Below are 23,086 nucleotides of genomic sequence, written 5' to 3'. Positions count from 1 at the left end.
CGGGCGCCGCATGAATCTGATCTTTCTCGCGCTGATCGTGATCGCCGTGGCTACGGCCGCGATCCGCGAGTTCCAGTCCACCGACCCCGACGAACAGCCGATGCAGGCCCTGTCCGAGGGCGCGATCGATGCCGCCGGCTCGGCGGTCGAACTGGCGCTGGGGCTGGTCGGGGTCATGGCGCTGTTCCTCGGGCTGATGAAGATCGCCGAGGCCGGCGGCCTGCTGACCGTGCTCGCCCGCCTGCTGCGCCCGCTGATGACCCGCCTGTTTCCGTCGGTCCCGCCGGAGCACCCGGCGATGGGCGCGATGATCCTGAACTTCTCCGCCAACATCCTGGGGCTGGGCAACGCCGCGACCCCGTTCGGCATCCGCGCGATGCAGGAGCTGGAGAAGCTGAATCCGCACCCGGGCACCGCGACCAATGCGATGGCGCTGTTCCTGGCAATCAACACCTCCAGCATTACGCTGCTGCCCACCGGGGTGATCGCGCTGCGTGCCTCGCTCGGCTCCGAGGCCCCGGCGGCGATCCTGCCGACCACGCTGTTCGCCACGCTGTTCGCGACCATCGCCGGCATCACCAGCGCCCTGATCCTGCAGCGCTATTTCCGCAGCCCGGCCCCCACCCGCTCGATCGACGCGGATGCCTCCGCCGGCTCCGACGAACTGGAAGACACGATCCGGGAAGCGAGCCAGGACAGCACCGAACCGGCGAAGGCCGAGAATCGCGAGCAGGACAGCGCCCAGCCCGATCAGCAGCCGATGAACATCGAGGTCCCCACCGAGGGCTACCCGGCCTGGGTCTCGATCCTGGTCCTGCTGGGGGTGCTGGCGATCATCCCGCTGACGATCGTGTACGGCCAGGCAATCGCCCCCTGGATCATCCCCGGGCTGGTGGTGGGGTTCCTGTCCTACGGGGTGATCCGCGGGGTGCCGGTCTACGAGGTCTTCGTCGAGGGGGCCAAGGAGGGCTTCAACGTGGCCCTGCGCATCATCCCCTATCTGGTGGCGATCCTGGTCGCGGTGGGGATGCTGCGCGAGAGTGGTGCGCTGGGCATGTTCGTCGGGCTGGTCGGGCCACTGACGACCCCGTTCGGCCTGCCGGCCGAGGCCCTGCCGATGGCCCTGCTGCGTCCGCTGTCCGGCTCCGGCGCCTACGGCATCATGGCCGGCATCATGCAGGACCCGGCCACCGGCCCGGACACCCATGTCGGCATCCTGGTCTCCACCCTGCAGGGCTCGACCGAGACGACCTTCTACGTGCTCGCCGTGTACTTCGGCGCGATCGGCGTCAAGCGCGTACGCCACACCCTGGCCGCGGCGCTGAGCGCCGATGCGGTGGCCGTGATCGCGGCGGTCGCGATCGTCGGCTTCCTCTACCTCTGACAGATCGCGAGATCGTCCAGCAACGCGGCCAGATCGTCCGCCGACACCGGCCGGGTCAGCACGCGCCGGAAGGGTGCATGGCGGGCGCGTTCAGTCCTCTCTGAATCCTCGCCCCCCCCGACCGCAACTACAGGGATTGGCGCCAGCGCGGGGTCCGCCTGCAGCGCGCGCAGGACCTGGAAGCCATCCATCACCGGCAGGTCCAGTGCCAGCACCACCAGGGCCGGCACATGGCGCAGCGCCAGGTCCAGACCCTCCACCGCCGAGGTCGCGCACAACGGCTGCAGCCCCACCTGCCCCTCGAACATGGTCTGGAGCCTCGCGAGGTGTTCGGGGTCGGCCTCGATCAACAGGACATGCGGGTCTTTGTCCACGCCGGACTCGACGGTTGAGTCATCCATCACGTGGGGCTCCGCCCCGGCACGCGGCAGCCGGAACCAGAAGCGGCTGCCGACACCCGGCTCCGATTCCACCGCAAGCTCGCCCCCCATCATTTTGACCAGGCTGTTCGAGACCGCGAGTCCGACGCCCGCACCCTCGACGCGACCGCCATCGGCATGCAGCCGCTCAAAGGGTTCGAACAGCCGCGCCTGATCCTCCAGCGCGATCCCGGGTCCGCTATCGCTTACCGCGATCTCGACGACATCCCGCTGCGGCGTGACACCGACACGGACTTCGCCGCCGCTGCGGTTGTACTTGATCGCGTTGCCCACCAGGTTCAGCAGGACCTGCTTCAGGCGCAGGGGGTCCGCCTGCACCTGCACATCATCAGCCACTTCGGCCTCGCAGTGCACCGCATGTTCATCGACCAGGGCACGGGTCAGGGACAGGCAGTCGGTGACCACCGGCGCCACGAAGACCGGCTGCAGGTCAATTCTTAGCCGTCCGGCCTCGATCCGGGCCAGATCCAGGACCTCGTTGATCAGGTCCAGCAGGTGCGAGCCGGCGCGGCGGATCTCGGTCGCATGCGAATGCTGGCGCTCGCCCAGTCCGGGGTCGCGCTCCAGCAACTGGGCGAAGCCGAGAACGGCATTCATTGGCGTGCGCAGCTCGTGACTCATGCTGGACAGGAATTCCGACTTCGCCCGGTTCGCACGCTCTGAGGCATCACGCGCCTGACGCAGCTCTTCGCGCCGCCGCAACTCATCGGTGTAATCACTGAAGATATTGAAGCCATACTGCGGATCACCGTGCTCGTCGCGCACAACACTGATGGTGCTTGCGGTGACGAATACGGCCCCGTTGGCGCAGCGGTGAGGCAGCAGCCCAGTCCATACCCCGCCCTCCGCCAGCACCCGATCGATCTCCTGAGCCTCCTCGCGCGCCTCCTCGGGGATAATGCCCATTGCGCGGAAGCTGCGGCCGACCATCTCATCCAGGCGATAACCGACCAGATCCAGCGCTGCCGGATTGACGTACACGAAACAACCTTCCCGGTCCACCACCGCAACGCCCTGTTCGGCTGATTCGATGATTCGCCCGAACAGGGTCAGCCGATCCTGAGCCTCGTGCAATTCGGTCAGATCCTGGAGCGTGCCCGAGAGGCGGACCACCTCACCGCCGTCGTCGAACGTAGCCGTAGCGATCTGATGAACGTAGCGGACCATGCCGTCCGGGAGCTGCACGCGATGGGTGATCTCGCCGTGTCCGGAGTCGGCCAGACCGGCCTCGAATGCCTGCACCCGCTCGCGGTCGTCCGGATGCACTAGGCGTTGATAGTCATCCCGGGCGAGATGGCCGTTCCCGGCGATCATCTGGAACATCTCGTAAATCACCTTTGACCAGGTCAGTCGGTCGCTGCGCACTTCGTATTCCCAGTGACCGAGCCGGGCCAGTCGCTGTGCCTCCAGCAACCGTGTCGACAGCTCCGACAGCGCCAGCTCAGAGTGCTTGCGTTTGGTGATGTCCTGCATCACGCCCAGCATGTACAGCACGCTGCCATCGGCGTCCCGAACGGCGTCGCCCCGTTGCAGCAGCCAGTGTTCGGAGCCGTCGGGCCACACCACCCGGTGCTCCAACTCGAAGTGGGCGCCCCGACGCAAGCTGCTCGAGATGGCCTTTCGCACCCGATCGCGATCCTCCGGATGGACGGCGTGCATGAAATTGGTAACCGTCGGTTCGACCGCAGCGTCCCGGTAACCCAGCAACGGTGGAATCCGCTCGGACCATTCGAGGCGCTCCTGGTCGGGCGTCCATTCCCAGGTGCCCATGTTGGCGAAAATCTGGCTCGAGCGCAGGCGCTGCTCCTGCCGCTTGACCGTGGTGATCTCGGTGCGGACGGACACGAACTGGTAGGGCACGCCGTCGGCATCCATGTACGGCACGATCGTGGTGTCGACCCAGTACAGCGAACCGTCGCGCGCCCGATTGCAGATCTCGCCCTGCCAGACCTGGCCCGCCACGATGGTCTCCCACATGCGGCTATAGAAGTGCGCCGGATGCTGCCCCGATTTCACCACCCGATGGTTGCGCCCGAGCAGTTCCTCGACCGTATATCCACTGACCTCGGCGAATCGCCTGTTGGCATAGATGATGTCGCCCCGGGCATCGGCGATGCTGACCAGGGCATGCTCGTTGACCGCGAGATGCTCCCGTTCACGCTCGTAGAGCGTTTCGCGGTAGGAGCGGCTGACGCTGTCCAACTCGCGCAGCTGCCGCGCCCGGTTCGCTACCGCCGCCACCACCCGACTGGCCTCCAGTGGCTTCAGGAACACACCACAAACGCCCGGATGAAGATTCATCAGGCCATTGATCCGTGAGGCGTCGGCCGTCAGGATCAGCAATGGAATGCAGCCCCCGCGCTGCCGGGTCCGCAGAACCGCCGCCACCTCGTGCGCCGAGCAGTCCAGGGATTCGGCATCGAGGATCGCCACCTCGGGATCGAGCGCATCCATGACCTCCACCAGGCGATCCGGTTCTTCCGCCCGCTCCACACGATAGCCGACCTCGAGCAGGGCGCGCTCCACGCCATCCTGCTCGTCGCCGGCGATGAAGAGGACCCGGTAGTCGTTATCGGCAACGACACCTCCGATCTGCACCAACTGCTCGATCAGGGTGTCTCCATCGAGCGGGTAGTCCAGACAGCGGGCCACCCCCTGACGCACGGCATCCAGCCGTGCGCCGGGGTTCCATTCCCGCGCCACCGCCAGCACCGGCAGGCGCGCATGCCCCGGCGGCAGGCGCTCGGCAAAGCCACTCGTGATAACGGTGCCGGGCACCACCACACCGGCACAGATAACGACTGCGGTATAGGGGTCGTCGTCGGGGGCCTGCGGGGCCCGGCGACCACCGACCGGGATCCGGTCGGTCCGGAACCCGTGATCCTCGAGCATCAGGACGATCTCGCGCGCCAGGGCCTCATCGTCCGCGACCACTAGCACCCGCCCATCAGCGCGGGCGCCGGACAAGGGCTGCACACGGCTGACAATGGCGGCGGCATCGCCCCTGACATGCTGGGCGGCGATTGCCACGAGCTGGTCCAGGGCCCTGTCCCATCGATCCTGTTCGACCAGGCCCGATTGTCCGGTGGAGGCCTCCAGCGCGTCGGCCAGGGTCGCCGCTGCCGCCCCGACCACCGGAATCCCGAAGACCTCCGCCGAATGCCGGAGATCGCTAACCCGCTGCTGCAGCACTTCGCGTGCCTGGGCCGGTGAAGCGGCATTCTCCAGGTTCCGGGCAAGTTCGCGCAGGCGGGTGACGTGTTCCGGAAGGGATTGCAAAAACTCGGCCTGCAGGCGCGCGCCGGTAGGGTGCTGCTCACGCAGGTTCATGGCGGCTGTCCTCGGTGGTCGGGTCGCATACCCGGTTGACGGGAGGTCGGACGCCGGGCACAGCCACCGGCCGAATCACATCCCGTCCCGAAACGGACGGGCATGGCGGTCATCTTCCCAGGGAAGCAGGCTCCCGTTGGGAAACACTGAAATCAGTGTTTCCCTAATTGGGCGGGCCGCCGGGATTGATGTCCTTGTCCTTCACGATGAAGTAGACCCCGATGGCCGCCAGTGCCATCCACAGGACCAGGGCCACCACGCCCAGGATCTCCCACAGGGTGACGAAGAAAAACAGCATCAGCGCGGCCGCGCCGAGGAAGATATTGCCGATTACGAAGTTCGAGGGACGGCGGGATCCGTTTTCGGGCATCGGGGGGCTCCGGGCCTGCGCGGCAGGCGATTACTGCTTCTTGTAGGGGGCGAAGTCGAACTGCCCGGCGGTCATGTCGTCCCACAGGTCGCTCTGCAGCACGGCCAGCAGCTTGAACAGCTTGCGCAGCTCCGGATCGTCCATGAAGCGCTGGTCCTCACTGGCCTTCAGCACCTCGACCAGCGTTGCGCATTGCTCGCGGCTGATCCCGAGGACGTTCAGGCCCTCTTCTCCCATCTCGACATCCATCGGGTCACTCCAGTTCGGTCAAAGCCGGGATTGTAGCGGCTCGCGCGCCCGCAGCGAAAACGCCGGACCCGAGCTCGGGCATTGCCGTGCAGCAACGCGCCGAGACACAACGCCCGTCCCGGCCGGCGTCATTGCGAGGAGCCGAAGGCGTCGCGGCAATCGGTTGACGCTGGCAGCGCGCTGGGGCCCGGAGTCCACCGTGGCAATTGCTTCGTCGCTACGCTCCTCGCAATGAAGGGGCCGGCCTACGCCGTCTGGGCGCGGATCAGATCGACCCGGTTGCGCACGTACAGGTAGTACAGCACCGGGATGATCACCAGCGTCAGCAGGGTCGAGACGAACACGCCGAAGATCAGCGAGATCGCCAGGCCCGAGAAGATCGGGTCGTCGAGGATAAACCCGGCGCCGACCATCGCCGCCAGCCCGGTCAGGATGATCGGCTTGGCGCGCACCGCACCCGCGTGCACCACCGCCTCGATCACCTCCACGCCACGGCGGATCTCGTCGTTGATGAAGTCCACCAGCAGGATCGAGTTGCGCACGATGATCCCGGCCAGCGCAATCATCCCGATCATCGAGGTCGCGGTGAACTTGGCGTCCATGAAGAAGGCATCCATGAACGCATGGCCCGGCATCACCCCGATCACCGTCAGCGGGATCGGCGCCATGATGATCAGCGGCACCATGTACGAACGGAACTGCGCGACCACCAGCAGGTAGATCAGGATCAGACCCACCGAGTAGGCGATACCCATGTCGCGGAAGGTCTCGTAGGTCACCTTCCACTCGCCATCCCACTTCAGCGAAAAGTTGTACGGGTTGTCCGGCTGGTTGATGAACAGCTGTTCCAGCGGCTCGTCGTAGGCCATCGGCGTGTCGCGCAGGCCGAAGAACATGTCGAACATGCCGTACAACGGGCTGTCCAGCCCGCCGGCCAGGTCGCCCATCACGTAGACCACCGGCAGCAGGTTCTTGTGGTGGATTGAGTGCTCGAGGGTCGAGTCCACCACGTTGACGACCTCGGACAGTGGCACCAGGGCGCCGTCGCGCGAGCGCACCTTGAGCCCCAGCACCGGGTCCAGGCTGCCCTTCTCGGCCTGCTCGAACTCGAGCCGCACGGGGACCGCGTACTTCACGTTGGAACCGTAGAGGTAGGTCACGTCCTCGCCGGACAGCGCGGTCTCGATCGCCTTGACCACCGCCTGCTGCGACACGCCCAGGCGTGCGGCCCGCTCGCGGTCCACCTGCAGGATCTTCTTCGGCCCCGGGTATTCCACCGAGTCGTCGATGTCGGTGATGCCCTCGGTGTTCTCGAATAACTCGCGCACCTTTTTGGCGACCTCGATCTGGCCCGCATAGTCCGGGCCGTAGATCTCGGCCACGATCGGCGACATCACCGGTGGCCCCGGCGGCACCTCGACCACCTTCACCGCCGCGTCGTGGCGGTCGGCGATCGCGTTGATCGCCTCGCGCACGCCGAGAGCAATGTCGTGGCTCTTGCGCGAGCGCTCGGACTCATGGGTCAGGTTCACCTGGATGTCCCCGACATGTGAACCCTCGCGCAGGTAGTACTGCCGCACCAGGCCGTTGAAGTTGATCGGTGCGGCCGTACCCGCATAGGTCTGCACGTTGTCGACCTCGGGCACGGTCTTGAGGTAGTCGGCCATCTCGGACAGCACCATGGAGGTGCGCTCCAGGCTGGTCCCTTCCGGCATGTCCAGCACCACCTGGAACTCCGACTTGTCGTCGAAGGGCAGCATCTTCATCACCACCAGCTGGAAGTACGCCAGCGAGACGGAGCCCAGGATCAGCACCAGCGTGCCGACCCACAGCGCGAGACGATTGGCCTTCTTGCGCCCACCGGTCCCCAGGAACGGCAGCAGCAGGGTGTTGAAGATCTTCATTAGCCCGGCGGAGGCGCTCTCGCCCTGCGCGGCGTGGCCGCCGGCGGCCGGGGCCGCGTGTTCATACTGCTCGGCCTGGCGCCGCAAGACCTTGTAGGTTAGCCACGGCGTGACCACATAAGCCACGGCCAGCGAGATGATCATCCCCATCGAGGCGTTGATCGGGATCGGGCTCATGTACGGCCCCATCAGACCGGTGACGAAGGCCATCGGCAACAGCGCCGCGATCACGGTGAAGGTGGCGAGGATCGTCGGCCCGCCCACCTCGTCGACCGCATGGGGGATCGCCTCGAGGAACTTCTTGCCGCCCTGGACCATGTGCCGGTGGATGTTCTCCACCACCACTATCGCGTCGTCCACGAGGATCCCGATGGAGAAGATCAGCGCGAACAGCGACACGCGGTTGAGCGTGAAGCCGTAGGCCCAGGAGGCGAACAGCGTGATCGCCAGCGTGATCACCACCGCCACGCCAACGATGAAGGCCTCGCGCCAGCCGAGCGCGATCCAGACCAGGATCACCACCGAGGCCGTCGCGAGGATCAGCTTCTGGATCAGGGTGTTCGCCTTGTCGTCGGCGGTCGCGCCATAGTTGCGGGTGATCGTGGTCTCGATGCCGTCGGGGATGTACGTCCCGCGCAGCTGCTCGAGCCGCTCGATCAGGGCATCGGCGATGTCCGGGGCGTTGGTGCCCGGCTGCTTGGCGATCGCCACGGTGACCGCCGGGTGGCTCTCGCCGACACGCGCGTGATCCCCGGCCGCCGCGCCATGGGCAAAGCGCACATGCTCGGTCGCATATGCCGGGCCCTGTATCACCTCGGCGACATCGGACAGGTAGACCGGGCGGTCGTCGTGCATCCCGACCACCAGGCCAGCGAAGGCCTCTGGTTCGGTGATGAAATCGCCGGCCTGGATCAGGATCTCCTGGTCGTCCTGGTAGAGCCGGCCGGCATCGCGCGAGAAATTCGAGGCCTGCAGGCTGTCGCGCAGGTCGTCCACCGACAGGTTGTAGGCCGCCAGCGTCTCCGGCTTGAAGCGCACGTGCACTACATGATCCGGACCACCGACGGTATAGATATCACGGGTCCCGGGGACGCGCTTGAGTTCCGATTCCAGCGCATGTGCCACGCGCAGCAGGTCATGACCACCGCGATCCCCATCCTCGGTCCACAGCGTCACGTTGACGATCGGCACATCGTCGATGCCCATCGGCTTGATGATCGGCTCGCCGACCCCCAGGCCCTCGGGCAACCAGTCCTGGTTGGAGAACACCTGGTTGTACAGGCGCACGAGCGCCGCGGTGCGGTCCTCGCCGACCTCGAACTGGATGGTGACCTGCGCCATGTTCGGGCGCGAGGTGGAATAGATGTCGTCGATGCCCTCGATCTCCGAGAGCACCTGCTCGGCCGGTGTCGCCACCAGTTGCGCGACCTCCTCGGCGCTCGCCCCGGGGAACGGGATGAACACATCCGCCATGGTCACGTTGATCTGCGGCTCTTCCTCGCGTGGGGTCACGAGGATCGCGAACAGCCCCAGCAGAAGCCCCACCAGGGCCAGCAGCGGCGTGATCTGGGTGGTCAGAAAAGCCTTGGCGATACGCCCGGAGATCCCCATGCGGCCGGATGCCGCGTCCGTGCTGGCATCACTCATCGGCGCCCACCTGCTGATGTTCCTTCAGGTAGATCGCCGCATGCACCGGGTCCAGCGCCACGCGCTCGCCCTCGCTCAGGCCACCGAGGATCTCAATGTATCCGTCATGCGTGCGCCCGACACGGACCTGACGGAAACGTACCCGGTCCTCGTCGTCGATCACGTACACAGCGGTGACCTCGCTGCGATAGACGACGGCCTCGCGCGGGACGGTCAGGCGCTCGACCTCGTCCAGGAAGAACGCCGTCTTCACGAACATGCCGGGGAACAGACCCAGGTCCTCCTGCTCCGGCAGATTCACGCGGATGCGGAAGGTGGAGCTCGCCGGATCGGCATAGGGGAAGATGGTCAGGCTCTCGGCCGCCAGGCGACGGTCGTCATTCAGCAGCACCTCGGCCTCGCGGCGCTCGCGTACCGCGTGGATCAGCCGCTGAGGGATATCCACCTCTACGCGCAGACGGTCCAGGCTAATCCCCGAGAGCAGCGGCGAGCCGGGGCTGACCGACTCCCCGAACTCCACGTGGCGCTCGGTAACGATTCCGGAAAACGGCGCGAACACCTCGGTGTAACCGAGCTGCTCGCGAGCCTCCTCGACGCGGGCCTCGGCCGAGCGCAAACGCGCCCGGGCCGATTCCAGCTCGGCCTCCGCGCGCTCGAACTCCGAACGCGATACCACGCCGCGATCGAATACGTCCTGGATGCGATTGAACTCGGAGCGTGCTTCGCCAAAGCGGGCACGGGCCTCGGCCAGATCGCCCTCGGCCTGGCTCACACGCGCCTGCTGCTCGGAATCGCTAATGCGCAACAGCAGCTCGTCCGCCTCGACGAAGTCGTCTACGTCGACGTAGATCTCGCGCACCCGGCCGGAGGTCTGCGCCGAGATCGTGGAACGCTGAACGGCCTCGACTCGGCCATCCAGGATGCGCTCCTGCGCGAGCGTCTGTCGCTCCGCGGTCGCCGTGTCGAACGGGAAGTCCGCCTGGGCGGAAAATGGCAACAACAACAGCCCCCAGAGGGCCGGGCGCATCCACTTGAGTGTCATCGGCTTCGGTTCCTTGCGTGCTATCGAGCCCATTGGGTCGGGATCAAGCGGGTTCGACATATATTAGCGTTTTCTAATTTATACGCCGATTGCGCGCCGACGGCAACGCCGACGCCCGGAAATACCTTGCGGTGAGTATAGCTATATCGTCAGCCAACGCACCCCGGACTGCACGGTCCGTCCACTGGCCGTATCATGTGGCGCCGTAGCTAACCGATGGGGAACCGAGATGCCGCTGCTGCGAGTCGAGACCAACACCGTCCTGCCCGACGACCCTTCGGGGCTGTGCCAGCACCTGTCCGCACAGGTGGCCGACTGGCTGGGCAAGCCCGAGGGCTACGTGATGGTCACCTGCACGCACAACCCGGCGATGTGCTTCGCCGGCAGCACCGACCCACTCGCCTACTGCGAGTTGAAAAGCATCGACCTGCCCGAGGGGCTGACCCGCGAGCTGTCACGCAAACTCTGCGACGCCCTGCAAACCGAGCTGGGCCTGGACCCAGCCCGGGTCTATATCGAATTCTCCGACGCCCCGCGCCACTTCTGGGGCACCAACAGCACGACGTTCTGAATCATCGCGGCCCGGTGGGCCGTCACTTCTCTCACGCACTTGATAACGGACTGCCCCGATGCGCGTCTCGCAATTCCCGCTGAACACCCTGAAAGAAACCCCGGCCGACGCCGAGATCATCTCCCACCAGCTGATGCTGCGCGCCGGCTATGTCCGGCGCCTGGCCGCCGGGCTGTACACCTGGCTGCCGCTGGGGCTGCGTGTGCTGCGCCGGGTGGAAAACATCGTTCGCGAAGAGATGAACCGTGCCGGAGCGCTGGAGGTGCTGATGCCGGCAGTGCAGCCGGCCGAGTTGTGGCAGGAGTCCGGTCGCTGGGACTTCTACGGGGCCGAGCTGCTGCGCCTGAAGGATCGCCACGAACGCGACTTCTGCTTCGGCCCGACCCACGAGGAGGTCATCACGGATCTCGTGCGCCGCGAGATCCGTAGCTACCGCCAACTGCCGGTCAACTACTACCAGATCCAGACCAAATTCCGGGACGAGCGCCGCCCGCGCTTCGGCGTGATGCGCGCCCGCGAGTTCCTGATGAAGGATGCCTACTCCTTCCACCTGGATGCCGAGTCGCTGGGGCAGACCTACCAGCAGATGCACGACGCCTACTGCCGCATCTTCGAGCGCTGCGGCCTGGACTTCCGCGCGGTGGAGGCCGACACCGGCGCGATCGGTGGCAACGCCTCGCACGAGTTCCACGTGCTCGCCAGCTCCGGCGAGGACGCGATCGCCTTCTCGCCGGGCGGCTATGCCGCCAACGTCGAGCTGGCCATGTGTCCGCAGCCGGCCCAGGCCCCGCCCCCCAGCGGTGCCATGGAAAAAATTACCACCCCCGGGGTGCATACCATCGAGGATCTGGCGAACTTCCTCGACATCCCGGCCCCACAGACCGTCAAGACCCTGGTCGTGGCCGCCTCCGACGCGATCGATGCCGATCTGGTCGCGCTGGTCCTGCGCGGGGACCACGAACTCAATGCGGTGAAGGCCGAAAAGCACCCATGGGTAGCCGACCCCCTGCGCATGGCCGAGGCGGCCGAGATCCGTACCGCCTTCGGCGCCGAGCCCGGCTCGCTGGGGCCGGTGGACAGCCCGATCCCCGTGCTGGCCGATCAGGCCGTGCTGGGCATGGCGGACATGGTGGTCGGGGCCAACGAGGACGGCCACCACCTGAAGCACGTGAACTGGGAACGCGACCTGCCGCAGCCGGAGAGCGCCGACCTGCGCAACATCACCGAGGGCGAACCGGCCCCGGACGGCTCCGGCCCGATCGAGATCCGCCGCGGTATCGAGGTCGGCCACATCTTCCAGCTCGGCGACAAGTATTCGCAGGCCCTGGGCGCCCGCGTACTGGACGAGGACGGCCGCGAACAGGTGGTAACGATGGGCTGCTACGGCATTGGCGTCTCGCGCGTGGTCGCGGCCGCAATCGAGCAGAACTCCGACGAGCGCGGCATCTGCTGGCCCACGGCGATCGCCCCCTTCGACATCGCCCTGTGCCCGATCGGCGCAAAGAAGTCTCAGCGCGTGCGCGAGGCCGCGGAGAGACTGCACGACGAGCTGGAGGCCGCCGGCTTCCAGGTCCTGCTGGATGATCGCGAACAGCGCCCCGGCGTGATGTTCGCCGACATGGAGCTGATCGGCATCCCGCACCGCCTGGTCATCGGCGAACGCGGCCTCGACGCCGGCGAACTCGAATACCAGGCGCGCACCTCCAGCGAAGCCGAACACCTCCCGATGGACGGCCTGCTCAACGCCCTGCGCGAGCGCTTGCTCGGCTGAACCCGGGCGACCACGATGGACGAGGTCGCCTTCACCCTGGAGATGGGGATCGTGTTCGGCCTGCTGGGCCTGACGATCCTGCTGTTCGTCACCGAGATCATCCGGATCGACCTGGCGGCGCTGAGCGTGCTGTTCCTGCTCGGCATGGTGGCGCTGGTACCGGGCGTGGCCCCGATCGTCGAGGGCGACGAACTGTTCTCGGGCTTTGCCTCGAACGCGGTGATCGCGATCATCGCGGTGATGATCATCGGCGCGGGCCTCGACCGTTCCGGCGTCATGAACCGCCTGGCGGACCTGATCCTGCGCTTTGGCGGTCAGACCGAACGCCGGGTGATGGCCACAACCTCCGGCGCGGTGGGGGTGATCACCAGCTTCATGCAGAACATCGGGGCCGCCGCCCTGTTCATGCCCGTGATTAACCGCATCGGCGCGGCCGCGCGCATCCCGCGCTCGCGGCTGCTGATGCCCATGGGCTTTGCCGCGATCGTCGGCGGCACCCTGACGCTGGTCGCCTCCAGCCCGCTGATCCTGCTCAATGACCTGATGCCCGGGCATCTGGACGACTTCGGGCTGTTCGACGTGACCCCGATCGGGCTGGCGCTGCTGGCCACCCTGATCCTCTACTTCGCGATTCTCGGGCACTGGGTCCTGCCGGCCCGCGATCCACAGGCCGAGGACCCGGACGAGAGCCGGGTGCAGACCACCTCGGCCTGGTTTCGTGATGTATACGGCATGGATTTCGGCGTGCGCGAGGCGCGCCTGGGCGAGGACAGCTCGCTGGCCGGTATGCGGGTGGGGGATTTCGAGGCGGCCTTCGGGGTGCATGTGGTGGGGGTGACCACCGGTGACGAGACGCGCATCGAACCGAACCGCGAGATCGAACTGGAACGCGGCGCGCATCTGGCGATCCTCGGTCCGGTCACCACCATCGAGAAGACCTGCGACGGCACCGGCACGATCCTCAAGGACGAACTGGACGTGTTCGCGCGTGCGATGTCGGCCCGTTACGGCGGGATTGCCGAGGTGATCATCCCACCCGGCTCCGACCTGATCGGCCAGACCGTGCGCGACAAGGGCATGCGCCGTACCTACGGGATCTCGGTGCTGCGTATCCAGCGCGGGGACGACCGCATCGTCGACGAGGTCCCGGAGACCCCACTCAAGGCCGGCGACACCCTGGTCGTGCACACCCCATGGGAGAACCTGCAGGCGCTGGAGGACGACCGCGACTTCGTGGTGGTCACCAGCCGCTACCCGCGCCGCCGGCGCGAGGAGCCCGCGACTCACCGGCCACTGGCGGCCCTCGGCTCGCTGGCGCTGGGCCTGGGGCTGGTGCTGTTCACCGATCTGCCACTGGCGCTGGCCTTGCTGGGGGGCGCGCTGGGGATGATCTTGACCGGCGTGATCGCGATGGACGAGGCCTACCGGGGCATCAGCTGGAAGACGGTGTTTCTGCTGGCCTCGCTGATCCCGCTGGGGCTCGCGGTGGAGAACTCCGGGGCCGGCGAGTGGATCGCGGCCAACGGCATGGCGCAGCTGGAGGGGATGCCGGTCTGGGTCCTGCAGGTCGCGGTGTTCCTGCTGACCACCTTCTTCACACTGGTGATGTCGAACGTGGGGGCCACCGTGCTGCTGGTGCCACTGGCCGTCAGCTTCGCCACCGTCGCCCAGGGCGTGGGCATCGACGCCGACCCGCGGGTATTCGCCCTGATCGTCGCGATTGCCGCGTCCAACTCGTTCCTGCTACCCACCCACCAGGTGAATGCCCTGATCATGGACCCGGGCGGCTACCGCGTAGCCGACTACCTGCGCGCCGGCGCGCTGATGACCCTGCTGTTCATGGTCGTCTCGCTGGTGGTGATCAATCTGATCTTCTGACCGCGACCGGCCGCGCCGGAAGGCCAAAGGGAAACACTGATCAATGTACACGCTTGCGCTCGAGTCGCTTTTGCGTGCGAACAAGGCGCGGTGACTGCCGTGCAGTCATTCTGCACAAGGGAACCGCAACGCCGTGCGCGCGCAAAAGCGGCCGAGCCCCGTCTCTCAGTAGCTTGTAGGGGTTGGCACCCCAGGTTCCCCGATTCTGCGTTGCGCCCCTTGCGGGTAGAACCACTACCCGCTGCCCGACGCGCCTTGTCTCGGAAAACCTGGGGTGCCAACGCGAGTGTGTACATTGATCAGTGTTTCCCTACGTCAGGACGAGGTCGCGCGCCAGCGACAGGCCCCGCCCGCGGCCTCGTCCAGCGTGCGCAACAGGGTCTCGTGCGCGGCCTGTTCGTCGGCATTCGGTTCGATCACCGGCAGGGGCTTGCCGGAGCGCTGCGCGCGCACCGGGGCACCGGCCTCGGCACCGCCCTCGCCCTCGGCGTCCAGGCCCAGGGCAACCTGACCACCGGTCATCGCCAGATAGACATCCGCCAGCAGCTCGGCATCGAGCAGCGCGCCGTGCAGCGTGCGCCCGGAGGCATCGATCTCGTAGCGCTTGCACAGCGCGTCCAGCGAATTGCGTGTCCCCGGGTGCATGCGCCGCGCCATCACCAGCGAATCCAGCACGGTGCAGGCCTCCGCCAGCTCCGTCACCGGCGCGGCGGCACCCAGCAGACGCAACTCATGATTGATGAAGCCGACATCGAACGGGGCATTGTGGATGATCAGCTCGGCGCCGCGCACGAACTCGATGAATTGGCCGACCACATCGGCGAAACGCGGCTTGTCCGCGAGGAAATCGTTGGTAATTCCATGGACCTCGATCGCGCCGGCATCGATCTCGCGATCCGGCTGCAGGTACTCGTGCAGCTTGCGTCCGGTCGGCCGGCGGTTATCCAGCTCCAGGCAACCGATCTCGATGATGCGGTGCCCCTCGGCCGGCTCCAGGCCGGTGGTCTCGGTATCCAGCACGATCTGTCGCATTTCAGTTCTCCGTCAGCTCGCCCGCCAGCAGGGCGTCGATCCCCGCATTGGCCAGCTGGTCGGCGCGCTCGTTCTCCGGGTGACCGCTGTGCCCACGCACCCAGTACCACTCGATGTCGTGACGCGCGGCCTGGGCGTCCAGGGCCTCCCACAGGTCGCGGTTCTTCACCGGGGAGCCGCTGGCGGATTTCCAGTTACGCCGTTTCCAGCCGGGCAGCCAGTCGGTCACCCCCTGCTTGACGTATTTCGAATCCGTGACCAGTTCCACTTTGCAGGGGCGTTTGAGCGTCTCCAGGGCGCGGATTGCGGCGGTCATCTCCATGCGGTTATTGGTGGTCTCGGCCTCTGCCCCGTACAACTCCCGCTCAGTGCCCTGGTAACGCAGGATTGCGCCCCAGCCACCAGGGCCCGGGTTACCGCGACAGGCGCCGTCGGTATAGATGTACACGCGTTCGTCAGCCATGCGCTCGGCGGACTCCGGAATGAGGGGAGCGCGAGGATACCAGTCCGGGCCGCAGGCGGGGACCCGGGGTGGCGAAGCGATATTGCGGCGCCGGGCGCAAGGGCAGATCCACGCGCTTGTGGGCAACGGTCAGGATCACGCTGGCCAGCGGCGGCAGCCCCCGGCGGGTCCAGGCGTCCACCGGGGCCAACCTTTGCTGCCAGGCCTCGGACAGTCCGGGCGGCAGCAGGCTGAGGCTCCACTGCTCCAGCACCTCCAGGTCGGCCGATTCCATGAACTCGCGGTACTGGCGACGCCGGAGCCCCTCCGGCAGCGGAGACACGCGCACCCCACCCTGATCGCCCAGTTGCAGGCGGTTGCCCTCGAGCATGAAGACCATGCCCTCCGGCTCCAGCACGCGCGCGGCCTCGGCGACCACGGCGGCGGGCAGATCGCTGTAAGAGCAGGGATGGGCCAGCACGATGCGGCGCGCGCAATCCGACTCCAGTGGCCAGGATTCCGGCTCCATCAACAGGCCTGGACGCGAGGAGTCCATGCGCACGACTGGACCGCCCAGGGTGTCGGAATCTTCCAGCATCGGGACCGGGGAGAGCTCGATCGCGACCTCCCCCGGGCCGGGGGCGGCGTGCTGTCGAATCCGTTGCAAAAGCCGCTCGCGAACGCGCCGGCCCTGCGGCTTCTCGTACCAGTGAGAAAGCCAGCGCAAAAAAGGGTCTTGGTGATACTCCGAGTGTGGTTTATCCTTCAGCGCCATGATGATCCGACCCCGCTCCCGACTGCCGCTTGGCATTATCCTGGGCCTGGCGACCCTGCTGGCCTCTGCCTGTAGCCTACACGACTCCGAACGCGCACTGGATACCTCCCAGGTCGACAAGCCCGTGGTGGAGGGTCCGACCCAGGCCGACGTCCAGGCCGCCATGGAGCGGCAGGCCCTCGAGGCCGCCGACCAGGCCGCGGAGACCGACGACCTGTGGGAGCGCACCCGCTTGGGCTTCGGCTTTGAAGATGACCTGCACCACGAGCGCGTGGAGCAGTACATCGAGCACTACCGCGCCAACCCGCGCATCATCCAGCTCTCGACCGAGCGCGCCGAGCCGTTTGCGTACTTCATCCTCTCGGAGATCGAACAGCGCGACATGCCAACCGAGCTGCTACTGCTGCCGATCGTGGAGAGTGGCTTTGCCGCCGAGGCGACCTCCAGCGGTCGTGCAGCCGGCATCTGGCAGTTCATCCCGGCGACTGGCGACCATTTCGACCTGACGCGCGACCACTGGTACGACGGGCGCCGCGATGTCTATCAGTCCACCCTCGCCGCGCTGGACTACCTGGAGGCGCTGTATCAGCGCTTCGATGACTGGTACCTGGCCCTGGCCGCCTACAACTTCGGCCAGGGCAACGTGACGCGGGCAATGGAACGCAACGCCGCGCGCGGGGAGCCGACCGACTACTGGAGCCTCGAACTCTCGGCCGAGGCGACCGCCTACGTGCCCCGTCTCCTGGCCCTGCGCGAGCTGTTTCTGAAGCCCGACGAACACGGGACACAGATCACCCCGATCGCCAACGAACCGGCGCTGGAGCGGATCGAGCCCGGTCGCCAGGCCGATCTCGCCCTGATCGCCGAGATGATCGGGCTCGAGGCGGATGACCTGAAGCGCCTGAACCCGGGGTATCAGCGCCACGCCACCCATCCGGCTCATGCCCAGCACCTGTTCATTCCGCACGATGCGGCCGAGACCCTGGAAGTCGCCCTGGCCGAACACGGCGACGACCCGCTGATCCGCTTCCGCGAATACACCGTGGCCAGTGGTGACAACCTCGGTTCCATCGCCCAGCGCGCCGGTACCCGCGTGGCCGTGCTGCGCGAAATGAATGGTCTCAACGGCGACAACATCCGCGCCGGACAGACGCTGAAACTGCCGGTAACCGGACAGGAAGACGCCGAGATCCAGGTCGCGGCCGCTGCCGAGGCGGGCGAGCTCGACACCTACGAGATCCAGGAAGGCGACAGCCTGTGGACCATCAGCGAACGTACGGGCATGACCATCAGCGAACTGCGCGCGGCGAACGAGCTGGAGCGCGACGCCATCCTGCGTCCGGGCGACACGTTGCAGGTCGCCCAAGCCAATGGGGGGAGCGCGTCGGATAGCGGCCGCAGCGTGGCCTACGAAGTCCAGCCTGGGGATTCCCTGTCCAGCATTGCCCGTCAGTTCCAGGTCTCGGTAAGCGACCTGCGCCGCTGGAACTCGCTCAATGGCGACGGCATCCGCGCGGGGGAGACCCTGACGCTCTACGTGGCCGAGGCCGACGAAGAGGCCATTGCGCGAGCCCGCGACGCCTGACGCGCCGGCGCTCGCGGCCCCTGATGCCGCGCGCCCGTCCGGGTACCTACTGTCCCACCGCGGCCGATGAGGGCGCGTCGAATACGACCTCGATCTGCTCCGGATTCAGACCGGCATCGCGCACCAGTTGCTGGAAGCGCCGTTGCGGCAGACTCAAGCGCAGCTGGATCTGACCGTCCGCGGTGGTCTGCTCCGCCTCCACGGCCTTCTCCTCGTACAGCTGGGCGCGCAAACGGCCGGCACTGGCCGGCAGTTCCACCCAGCCCCGCATCATCGACTCGGTAAAGGTCTCGGCCAGGCGCTCTTCCAGCGTGGCGATCCCCTCGCCCGTATACGCGGACACCCAGAAGACGTCATCGCCGGAGCCGAAGCGGGCCTCGGCGGCATCCGGGGCCGACTCCAGTCGGTCGATCTTGTTGTAGACCCGCCAGCAGGGGACATCCTGCGCGCCGATCTCCTCCAGCACCGCATCGACCTGGCGGATGCGCGCCTCGCGTTCGGGATCGGCGGCGTCGATCACGTGCAGCAGCAGCGCGGCCTCGCGGGTCTCGGTCAGGGTCGCTTTAAAGGCCGCCACCAGTTCGTGCGGCAGGTCGCGCACGAACCCGACCGTGTCCGCCAGGATCAGCGACTGGTGCGGGGCCAGGTCCAGCCGCCGCAGGGTCGGGTCCAGGGTCGCGAACAGCTGATCCGCCTCGTACACATCCGAGTGCGTCAGGCGGTTAAACAGCGTGGACTTGCCGGCGTTGGTATAGCCCACCAGGGACACGGTCGGGATCTCGTTGCGCAGGCGCGCCTGACGCCCCTGCTCGCGGGTGCGCTCGACCTTCTCCAGACGCCGTTCGATGTGCTTGATGCGCGCCGCCAGCAAGCGGCGGTCGGTTTCGAGCTGGGTTTCCCCCGGGCCGCGCAGACCAATCCCGCCCTTCTGCCGTTCCAGGTGAGTCCAGCCGCGCACCAGCCGCGTGGCCATGTGCCGCAACTGGGCCAGCTCGACCTGCAGCTTGCCTTCGTGCGAACGCGCGCGCTGGGCGAAGATGTCGAGGATCAGCCCCGCACGGTCCAGCACACGGCATTGCAGCTGACGTTCGAGGTTACGTTCCTGACTGGGCGAGAGGGCGTGGTTGAAGATCACCACATCGGCGCCATGGGCCTCGACCGCGGCACGAATCTCGTCGGCCTTGCCGGCGCCTACGAACAAGCGGGGATGCGGGCGGTCGCGTGAACCACGGACGAGTTCCAGGACATCCGCGCCGGCGGAGCGGACCAGTTCGTCGAACTCCTGGACCTGGGCCTCGATATCGGGGTTTTCGCCGATGGCCAGTGCCACCAGCACGGCGCGATCGCCGGCGCTGTCGGGACGCTCAAACAAAAAAGACGAACCTCCCGCGCACGCTCAAGCCTCCGCCTCAGCGGTGGTGACCTCTTCGCCCTCGGTATTCATGCGCACCTGGCGGGACGGGACGATGGTCGAGATCGCATGCTTGTACACCATCTGCGAAACGGTACTGCGCAGCAGCACCACGAACTGATCGAAGGACTCGATCTGCCCCTGCAGCTTGATGCCGTTGACCAGATAGATCGAGACCGGCACACGGTCCCGACGCAGCGCGTTCAGGAAGGGTTCCTGCAGCATTTGCCCTTTGGCCATCAGTGCGTTCCTTGGTTGTTATTCTTCATCTCGCCACACGCCAAAAGCTCCTCCACCAAGCCCCGGCGGCGCCTTCTCAGAGAGTAGCACATCACTACTGGAAGTCTGCGCGGCGAATCACGTTCAACACTTCCGACCGATCGATCGTGGCCGCGTTCAATCGCGCATGCAGCGGGAATCGCCGCAAGCCCGTCAGCTGGCGCTTGGCCAGTTGCCGCGTCGCAGCGATCGCCCGCTCGCGGAACTGCGCAAAGTCGAGCTCTCCCGCCAGCCACTGCCAGCCCTGACGGTAGCCCACCGCGCGCTGGGAGGGATGCTCCGCCGTCAGCCCGGGGCGCTGCTGCAGGGCCATCAGTTCGTCGACAAACCCGGCCTCCAGCATCGCGTCGAAGCGACGGGCGATCCGGTCGCGCAGGACGTCGCGATCCTCCGGCCACAGGGCCAGCGATACCCAGCCATCCGGCACGCGGGCCGCCGCACCCTGCTGGAAGCTGGACAACGGCCGCCCGGTCGCCTCAAAGACCTCCAGTGCCCGCAGGATGCGCTGCGGGTCGTTCGGGTGAATACGCGCCGCCGCCTCGGGATCCACCTTGACGAGTTCGCGATGCAAGGCCAGGCCACCCTCCACGTCCAGGCGCGCCCGCACCCGTTCGCGCACCGCATCCGGTACCTCGGGGATCTCGTCGAAACCATCCAGCAGAGCACGCAGGTACAACAGCGTGCCACCCACCAGCAGCGCCACCCGGCCACGCGCGTGGATCCCGGCGATCGCCTCCCGGGCGTCGCGCGCGAAGTCGGCGGCACTGTAAGTGTCCTCCGGATCGCGGATATCCAGCAGATGGTGCGGCACGCGGGCGCGCTCCTCCGCAGTCGGTTTCGCGGTGCCGATATCCATGCCGCGATAGACCAGCGCGGAGTCGACGCTGACGATCTCGCCCTCCAGCGCCTCGGCAAGCGCCAGCGACAAAGCGGTCTTGCCCGAGGCCGTCGGTCCGGCCAGGATCACCACCGGCGGGCGGCCGGGTCCGAATGCGTCCATTGATCGCTAGCGGCCTCGCAGAAACAAGCGATCCAGCGCCTGGTGATCGAGCTCCACCCAGGTCGGGCGGCCATGATTGCATTGCCCGGAGCGTTCGGTCGCCTCCATGTCGCGCAGCAGCTGGTTCATCTCCGGGAGCGTCAGACGACGCCCGGCGCGCACCGAGCCGTGGCAGGCCATGGTGCCGAGCACGGCATTCATCTCGCCCTCGGCGCGGTGGCTGTAGCCGACGGCCGCGAGGTCCGCGAGCACATCGCGCACCAGCTGGGCCGTGTCACGCCCGCGCAGCAGCGCCGGGGCCGCGCGCAAGGTCAGCGTCTCGGGTCCCGCGCGATCCAGCTCGAAGCCCAGGGCGCCCAATACACCGGCATGCTCTTCGGCCAGCGCGGCCTCGGTGGGCGTCACGTCCAGCGTCTCCGGTACCAGCAGGGGTTGCGAGGTAATGCCCTGCGCCCCCCACTCCCGCTTGAGCCGCTCGTAGGTAATGCGCTCGTGGGCCGCATGCATATCGACCACGATCAGGCCGCTTGCATTCTCCGCGAGGATAAAGGTCTCCGCGACCTGCCCCAGCGCGAAGCCCAGCGGGGGCGTGCCTTCCGTGCCAGCGTCCTCATCCGCGCGGGCGGCCGCCTCGAATGCCCGGGGCGCGGGCTCGGCCACCGCGGCTGGCCCGCGGAACTCGGCCCAGGCTGCCGCATACTCCGATGATGTTCCAGACGCATACTCGCGGCGGTCACCCGACCCGGCCGCAGGCGACCGGGCTTCGGCGCGGTACTCGGGCACCCCCAGTCCGCTCAGCGCCCGCTCGCGTGGGAACCCCGGCGCAGCCTGCTCCTGTGACGGCCGCGCGGTCCCGGTCACGGGCGGCAGATGCCCGGGCATCCCGCCATCCCCGGGACGCACATCCGCCAGCGCCTTGTGCAGGGCATGAAAGATGAAGTCGTGCACCATCCGCGACTCGCGAAAACGCACCTCCTGCTTGGTGGGGTGGGCGTTCACGTCGACCTGCACGGGGTCCAGTTCGAGCTCCAGCACGAACATCGGGTGACGCCCGTGGTAGAGCACGTCCTGATAGGCCTTGCGCACGGCTGCCGCCAGCACGCGGTCGCGAATCGCGCGGCCATTAACGAAGAAGAACTGCTGATCGGGCTGGGCCCGGGACTGGGTCGGGGCGCCCAGCCAGCCCGAAAGCTTGAGGCCGGCGCGCTGCTCGTCCACCGGCGTCGCCGCGTCCATAAAGGCCTCGCCCAGCAGGGCACGCACGCGCTGGGCAGGGTCCGCTGCGGCGGGCAGGTCCAACACCACACGATCGTTGTGGCGCAGGATGAAGGCGACCTCCGGGCAGGCCGCCGCCTGGGTACGGATGACGGTCTCGCAGTGGTTGAACTCGGTGCGCTCGGTGCGCACGAACTTGCGCCTTGCGGGGACATTGAAGAACAGGTCCCGCACCTCGACCGTCGTGCCCACCGGGTGCGCGGCAGGGGCCGCCTCGCGAAAGACATCCGAACCATCCCCGGTCAGACGCCAGCCATTGCGCTCGCCCTCCACCGCCGAGGTCATGGACAGGCGCGAGACGGATGCGATCGACGGCAGTGCCTCGCCACGAAAGCCAAGGGTGTGCAGGGCCTCGAGGTCCTCCATCGAGCGGATCTTGCTGGTCGCGTGGCGTGACAGTGCCAGCGGGAGCTCGTCGCGATGGATGCCGCAACCATTGTCGCTGATCTGGATCAGACGGATGCCGCCCTGCTCCAGACGGATCTCGATGCGGGTCGAACCCGCGTCCAGGGCATTCTCCACCAGCTCCTTGACCACCGAGGCCGGGCGCTCGACCACCTCGCCTGCTGCGATCTGGTTGATCAGTTGCTCGGAGAGTTTCTCGATGGACACACGCGAATCCATGGGCCGGAATGGGCCCACAAGCCTAGGGAAACGCAGCTCGATTTGCACGCGCCGGTGGGCGCCCCTGCACAGACCGC

Annotated in this window: 17 protein-coding genes; 5 read left to right on the top strand and 12 right to left on the bottom strand. The window is 67.1% G+C overall.

The features are described 5' to 3' along the window. The first annotated feature begins 10 nt into the window (after positions 1 to 10). Entirely contained in the window at positions 11 to 1,384 is a 1,374-nt protein-coding gene (locus F468_RS0103450) for a nucleoside recognition domain-containing protein (protein ID WP_018138579.1), read from the top strand. On the opposite strand, the gene F468_RS0103445 is transcribed toward F468_RS0103450, so the two are convergent. The 5 genes from F468_RS0103445 to F468_RS0103425 all read right to left on the bottom strand — a co-directional run bounded on the left by F468_RS0103445 (position 1,375) and on the right by F468_RS0103425 (position 10,366). Then, positions 1,375 to 5,154 carry a PAS domain-containing protein gene (locus tag F468_RS0103445; RefSeq protein WP_018994626.1) on the bottom strand — a complete coding sequence of 1,260 codons (3,780 nt, stop codon included), beginning with the start codon at positions 5,152 to 5,154 and terminating at the stop codon, positions 1,375 to 1,377. The two genes, F468_RS0103450 and F468_RS0103445, sit on opposite strands and share 10 nt — an antisense overlap. A 163-nt stretch (positions 5,155 to 5,317) precedes the next feature. Further along, positions 5,318 to 5,524 carry a hypothetical protein gene (locus F468_RS0103440; protein ID WP_018138581.1) on the bottom strand — a complete coding sequence of 69 codons (207 nt, stop codon included), beginning with the start codon at positions 5,522 to 5,524 and terminating at the stop codon, positions 5,318 to 5,320. Between the two features lie 30 nt (positions 5,525 to 5,554). After that, positions 5,555 to 5,773 carry a hypothetical protein gene (locus F468_RS0103435; RefSeq protein WP_012981920.1) on the bottom strand — a complete coding sequence of 73 codons (219 nt, stop codon included), beginning with the start codon at positions 5,771 to 5,773 and terminating at the stop codon, positions 5,555 to 5,557. A gap of 245 nt (positions 5,774 to 6,018) precedes the next feature. Then, a complete protein-coding gene (locus F468_RS0103430; protein WP_018994625.1) occupies positions 6,019 to 9,324 on the bottom strand; it encodes an efflux RND transporter permease subunit in 3,306 nt (1,101 codons plus the stop codon). After that, positions 9,317 to 10,366 (bottom strand): efflux RND transporter periplasmic adaptor subunit, encoded by a 1,050-nt coding sequence (locus F468_RS0103425; RefSeq protein WP_018174611.1) that lies wholly within the window; start codon positions 10,364 to 10,366, stop codon positions 9,317 to 9,319. Before F468_RS0103425 ends, F468_RS0103430 begins: the two co-directional genes overlap by 8 nt. A gap of 229 nt (positions 10,367 to 10,595) precedes the next feature. Between F468_RS0103425 and F468_RS0103420 the strand changes: the two genes are divergently transcribed. The 3 genes from F468_RS0103420 to F468_RS0103410 are packed head-to-tail and all read left to right on the top strand — an operon-like array spanning position 10,596 to position 14,586. Next, on the top strand, positions 10,596 to 10,937 hold the full coding sequence (locus tag F468_RS0103420) for a phenylpyruvate tautomerase MIF-related protein (RefSeq protein WP_018138584.1): 342 nt from the start codon (positions 10,596 to 10,598) through the stop codon (positions 10,935 to 10,937). A 58-nt stretch (positions 10,938 to 10,995) separates the two neighbouring features. After that, entirely contained in the window at positions 10,996 to 12,708 is a 1,713-nt protein-coding gene (locus F468_RS0103415; RefSeq protein ID WP_018994624.1) for a proline--tRNA ligase, read from the top strand. A 15-nt stretch (positions 12,709 to 12,723) separates the two neighbouring features. Continuing rightward, positions 12,724 to 14,586, top strand: coding sequence for an SLC13 family permease (locus tag F468_RS0103410; RefSeq protein WP_018174609.1), 1,863 nt, complete (start codon positions 12,724 to 12,726; stop codon positions 14,584 to 14,586). A 315-nt stretch (positions 14,587 to 14,901) separates the two neighbouring features. Here the strand turns inward: F468_RS0103410 and dnaQ are convergent, their stop codons facing one another. The 3 genes from dnaQ to F468_RS0103395 are packed head-to-tail and all read right to left on the bottom strand — an operon-like array spanning position 14,902 to position 16,835. Next, the gene (gene dnaQ / locus F468_RS0103405) at positions 14,902 to 15,618 is read right to left on the bottom strand and encodes a DNA polymerase III subunit epsilon (protein ID WP_018174608.1); all 717 of its coding nucleotides are present in this window, start codon (positions 15,616 to 15,618) and stop codon (positions 14,902 to 14,904) included. A 1-nt stretch (position 15,619) separates the two neighbouring features. Then, complete coding sequence (gene rnhA, locus F468_RS0103400) at positions 15,620 to 16,081, bottom strand: ribonuclease HI (RefSeq protein ID WP_018993761.1); 462 nt, start codon at positions 16,079 to 16,081, stop codon at positions 15,620 to 15,622. Beyond that, positions 16,074 to 16,835: a hypothetical protein gene (locus tag F468_RS0103395; RefSeq protein ID WP_018138589.1), complete on the bottom strand. Its 762-nt coding sequence runs from the start codon at positions 16,833 to 16,835 to the stop codon at positions 16,074 to 16,076. Before F468_RS0103395 ends, rnhA begins: the two co-directional genes overlap by 8 nt. Here F468_RS0103395 and F468_RS0103390 point away from each other — a divergent pair. Beyond that, positions 16,834 to 18,420: a LysM peptidoglycan-binding domain-containing protein gene (locus F468_RS0103390; RefSeq protein ID WP_018993763.1), complete on the top strand. Its 1,587-nt coding sequence runs from the start codon at positions 16,834 to 16,836 to the stop codon at positions 18,418 to 18,420. The genes F468_RS0103395 and F468_RS0103390 overlap by 2 nt on opposite strands. A 46-nt stretch (positions 18,421 to 18,466) precedes the next feature. Here the strand turns inward: F468_RS0103390 and hflX are convergent, their stop codons facing one another. The 4 genes from hflX to mutL form a co-directional block, all read right to left on the bottom strand. After that, positions 18,467 to 19,792, bottom strand: coding sequence for a ribosome rescue GTPase HflX (hflX, locus tag F468_RS0103385; protein ID WP_018174607.1), 1,326 nt, complete (start codon positions 19,790 to 19,792; stop codon positions 18,467 to 18,469). A 24-nt stretch (positions 19,793 to 19,816) separates the two neighbouring features. Continuing rightward, complete coding sequence (gene hfq, locus F468_RS0103380) at positions 19,817 to 20,071, bottom strand: RNA chaperone Hfq (protein ID WP_018138592.1); 255 nt, start codon at positions 20,069 to 20,071, stop codon at positions 19,817 to 19,819. A 94-nt stretch (positions 20,072 to 20,165) separates the two neighbouring features. Beyond that, positions 20,166 to 21,110, bottom strand: coding sequence for a tRNA (adenosine(37)-N6)-dimethylallyltransferase MiaA (miaA, locus tag F468_RS0103375; protein ID WP_018138593.1), 945 nt, complete (start codon positions 21,108 to 21,110; stop codon positions 20,166 to 20,168). A 6-nt stretch (positions 21,111 to 21,116) separates the two neighbouring features. Beyond that, entirely contained in the window at positions 21,117 to 22,997 is a 1,881-nt protein-coding gene (mutL, locus tag F468_RS0103370; protein WP_018994623.1) for a DNA mismatch repair endonuclease MutL, read from the bottom strand. Positions 22,998 to 23,086: the final 89 nt, after the last annotated feature.

Origin of the sequence: Thioalkalivibrio sp. ALJ2, assembly GCF_000378325.1 — a bacterium.
Taxonomy (GTDB): domain Bacteria; phylum Pseudomonadota; class Gammaproteobacteria; order Ectothiorhodospirales; family Ectothiorhodospiraceae; genus Thioalkalivibrio.
This window is presented reverse-complemented; position numbering and strand designations above follow the sequence as displayed.

Coding starts and splice junctions, on each gene's coding strand:
- F468_RS0103450 (WP_018138579.1), top strand. CDS start 11: ATGAATCTGATCTTTCTCGCGCTGATCGTGATCGCCGTGGCTACGGCC.
- F468_RS0103445 (WP_018994626.1), bottom strand. CDS start 5,154: ATGAACCTGCGTGAGCAGCACCCTACCGGCGCGCGCCTGCAGGCCGAG.
- F468_RS0103440 (WP_018138581.1), bottom strand. CDS start 5,524: ATGCCCGAAAACGGATCCCGCCGTCCCTCGAACTTCGTAATCGGCAAT.
- F468_RS0103435 (WP_012981920.1), bottom strand. CDS start 5,773: ATGGATGTCGAGATGGGAGAAGAGGGCCTGAACGTCCTCGGGATCAGC.
- F468_RS0103430 (WP_018994625.1), bottom strand. CDS start 9,324: ATGAGTGATGCCAGCACGGACGCGGCATCCGGCCGCATGGGGATCTCC.
- F468_RS0103425 (WP_018174611.1), bottom strand. CDS start 10,366: ATGACACTCAAGTGGATGCGCCCGGCCCTCTGGGGGCTGTTGTTGTTG.
- F468_RS0103420 (WP_018138584.1), top strand. CDS start 10,596: ATGCCGCTGCTGCGAGTCGAGACCAACACCGTCCTGCCCGACGACCCT.
- F468_RS0103415 (WP_018994624.1), top strand. CDS start 10,996: ATGCGCGTCTCGCAATTCCCGCTGAACACCCTGAAAGAAACCCCGGCC.
- F468_RS0103410 (WP_018174609.1), top strand. CDS start 12,724: ATGGACGAGGTCGCCTTCACCCTGGAGATGGGGATCGTGTTCGGCCTG.
- dnaQ (WP_018174608.1), bottom strand. CDS start 15,618: ATGCGACAGATCGTGCTGGATACCGAGACCACCGGCCTGGAGCCGGCC.
- rnhA (WP_018993761.1), bottom strand. CDS start 16,081: ATGGCTGACGAACGCGTGTACATCTATACCGACGGCGCCTGTCGCGGT.
- F468_RS0103390 (WP_018993763.1), top strand. CDS start 16,834: ATGATGATCCGACCCCGCTCCCGACTGCCGCTTGGCATTATCCTGGGC.
- F468_RS0103395 (WP_018138589.1), bottom strand. CDS start 16,835: ATGGCGCTGAAGGATAAACCACACTCGGAGTATCACCAAGACCCTTTT.
- hfq (WP_018138592.1), bottom strand. CDS start 20,071: ATGGCCAAAGGGCAAATGCTGCAGGAACCCTTCCTGAACGCGCTGCGT.
- miaA (WP_018138593.1), bottom strand. CDS start 21,110: ATGGACGCATTCGGACCCGGCCGCCCGCCGGTGGTGATCCTGGCCGGA.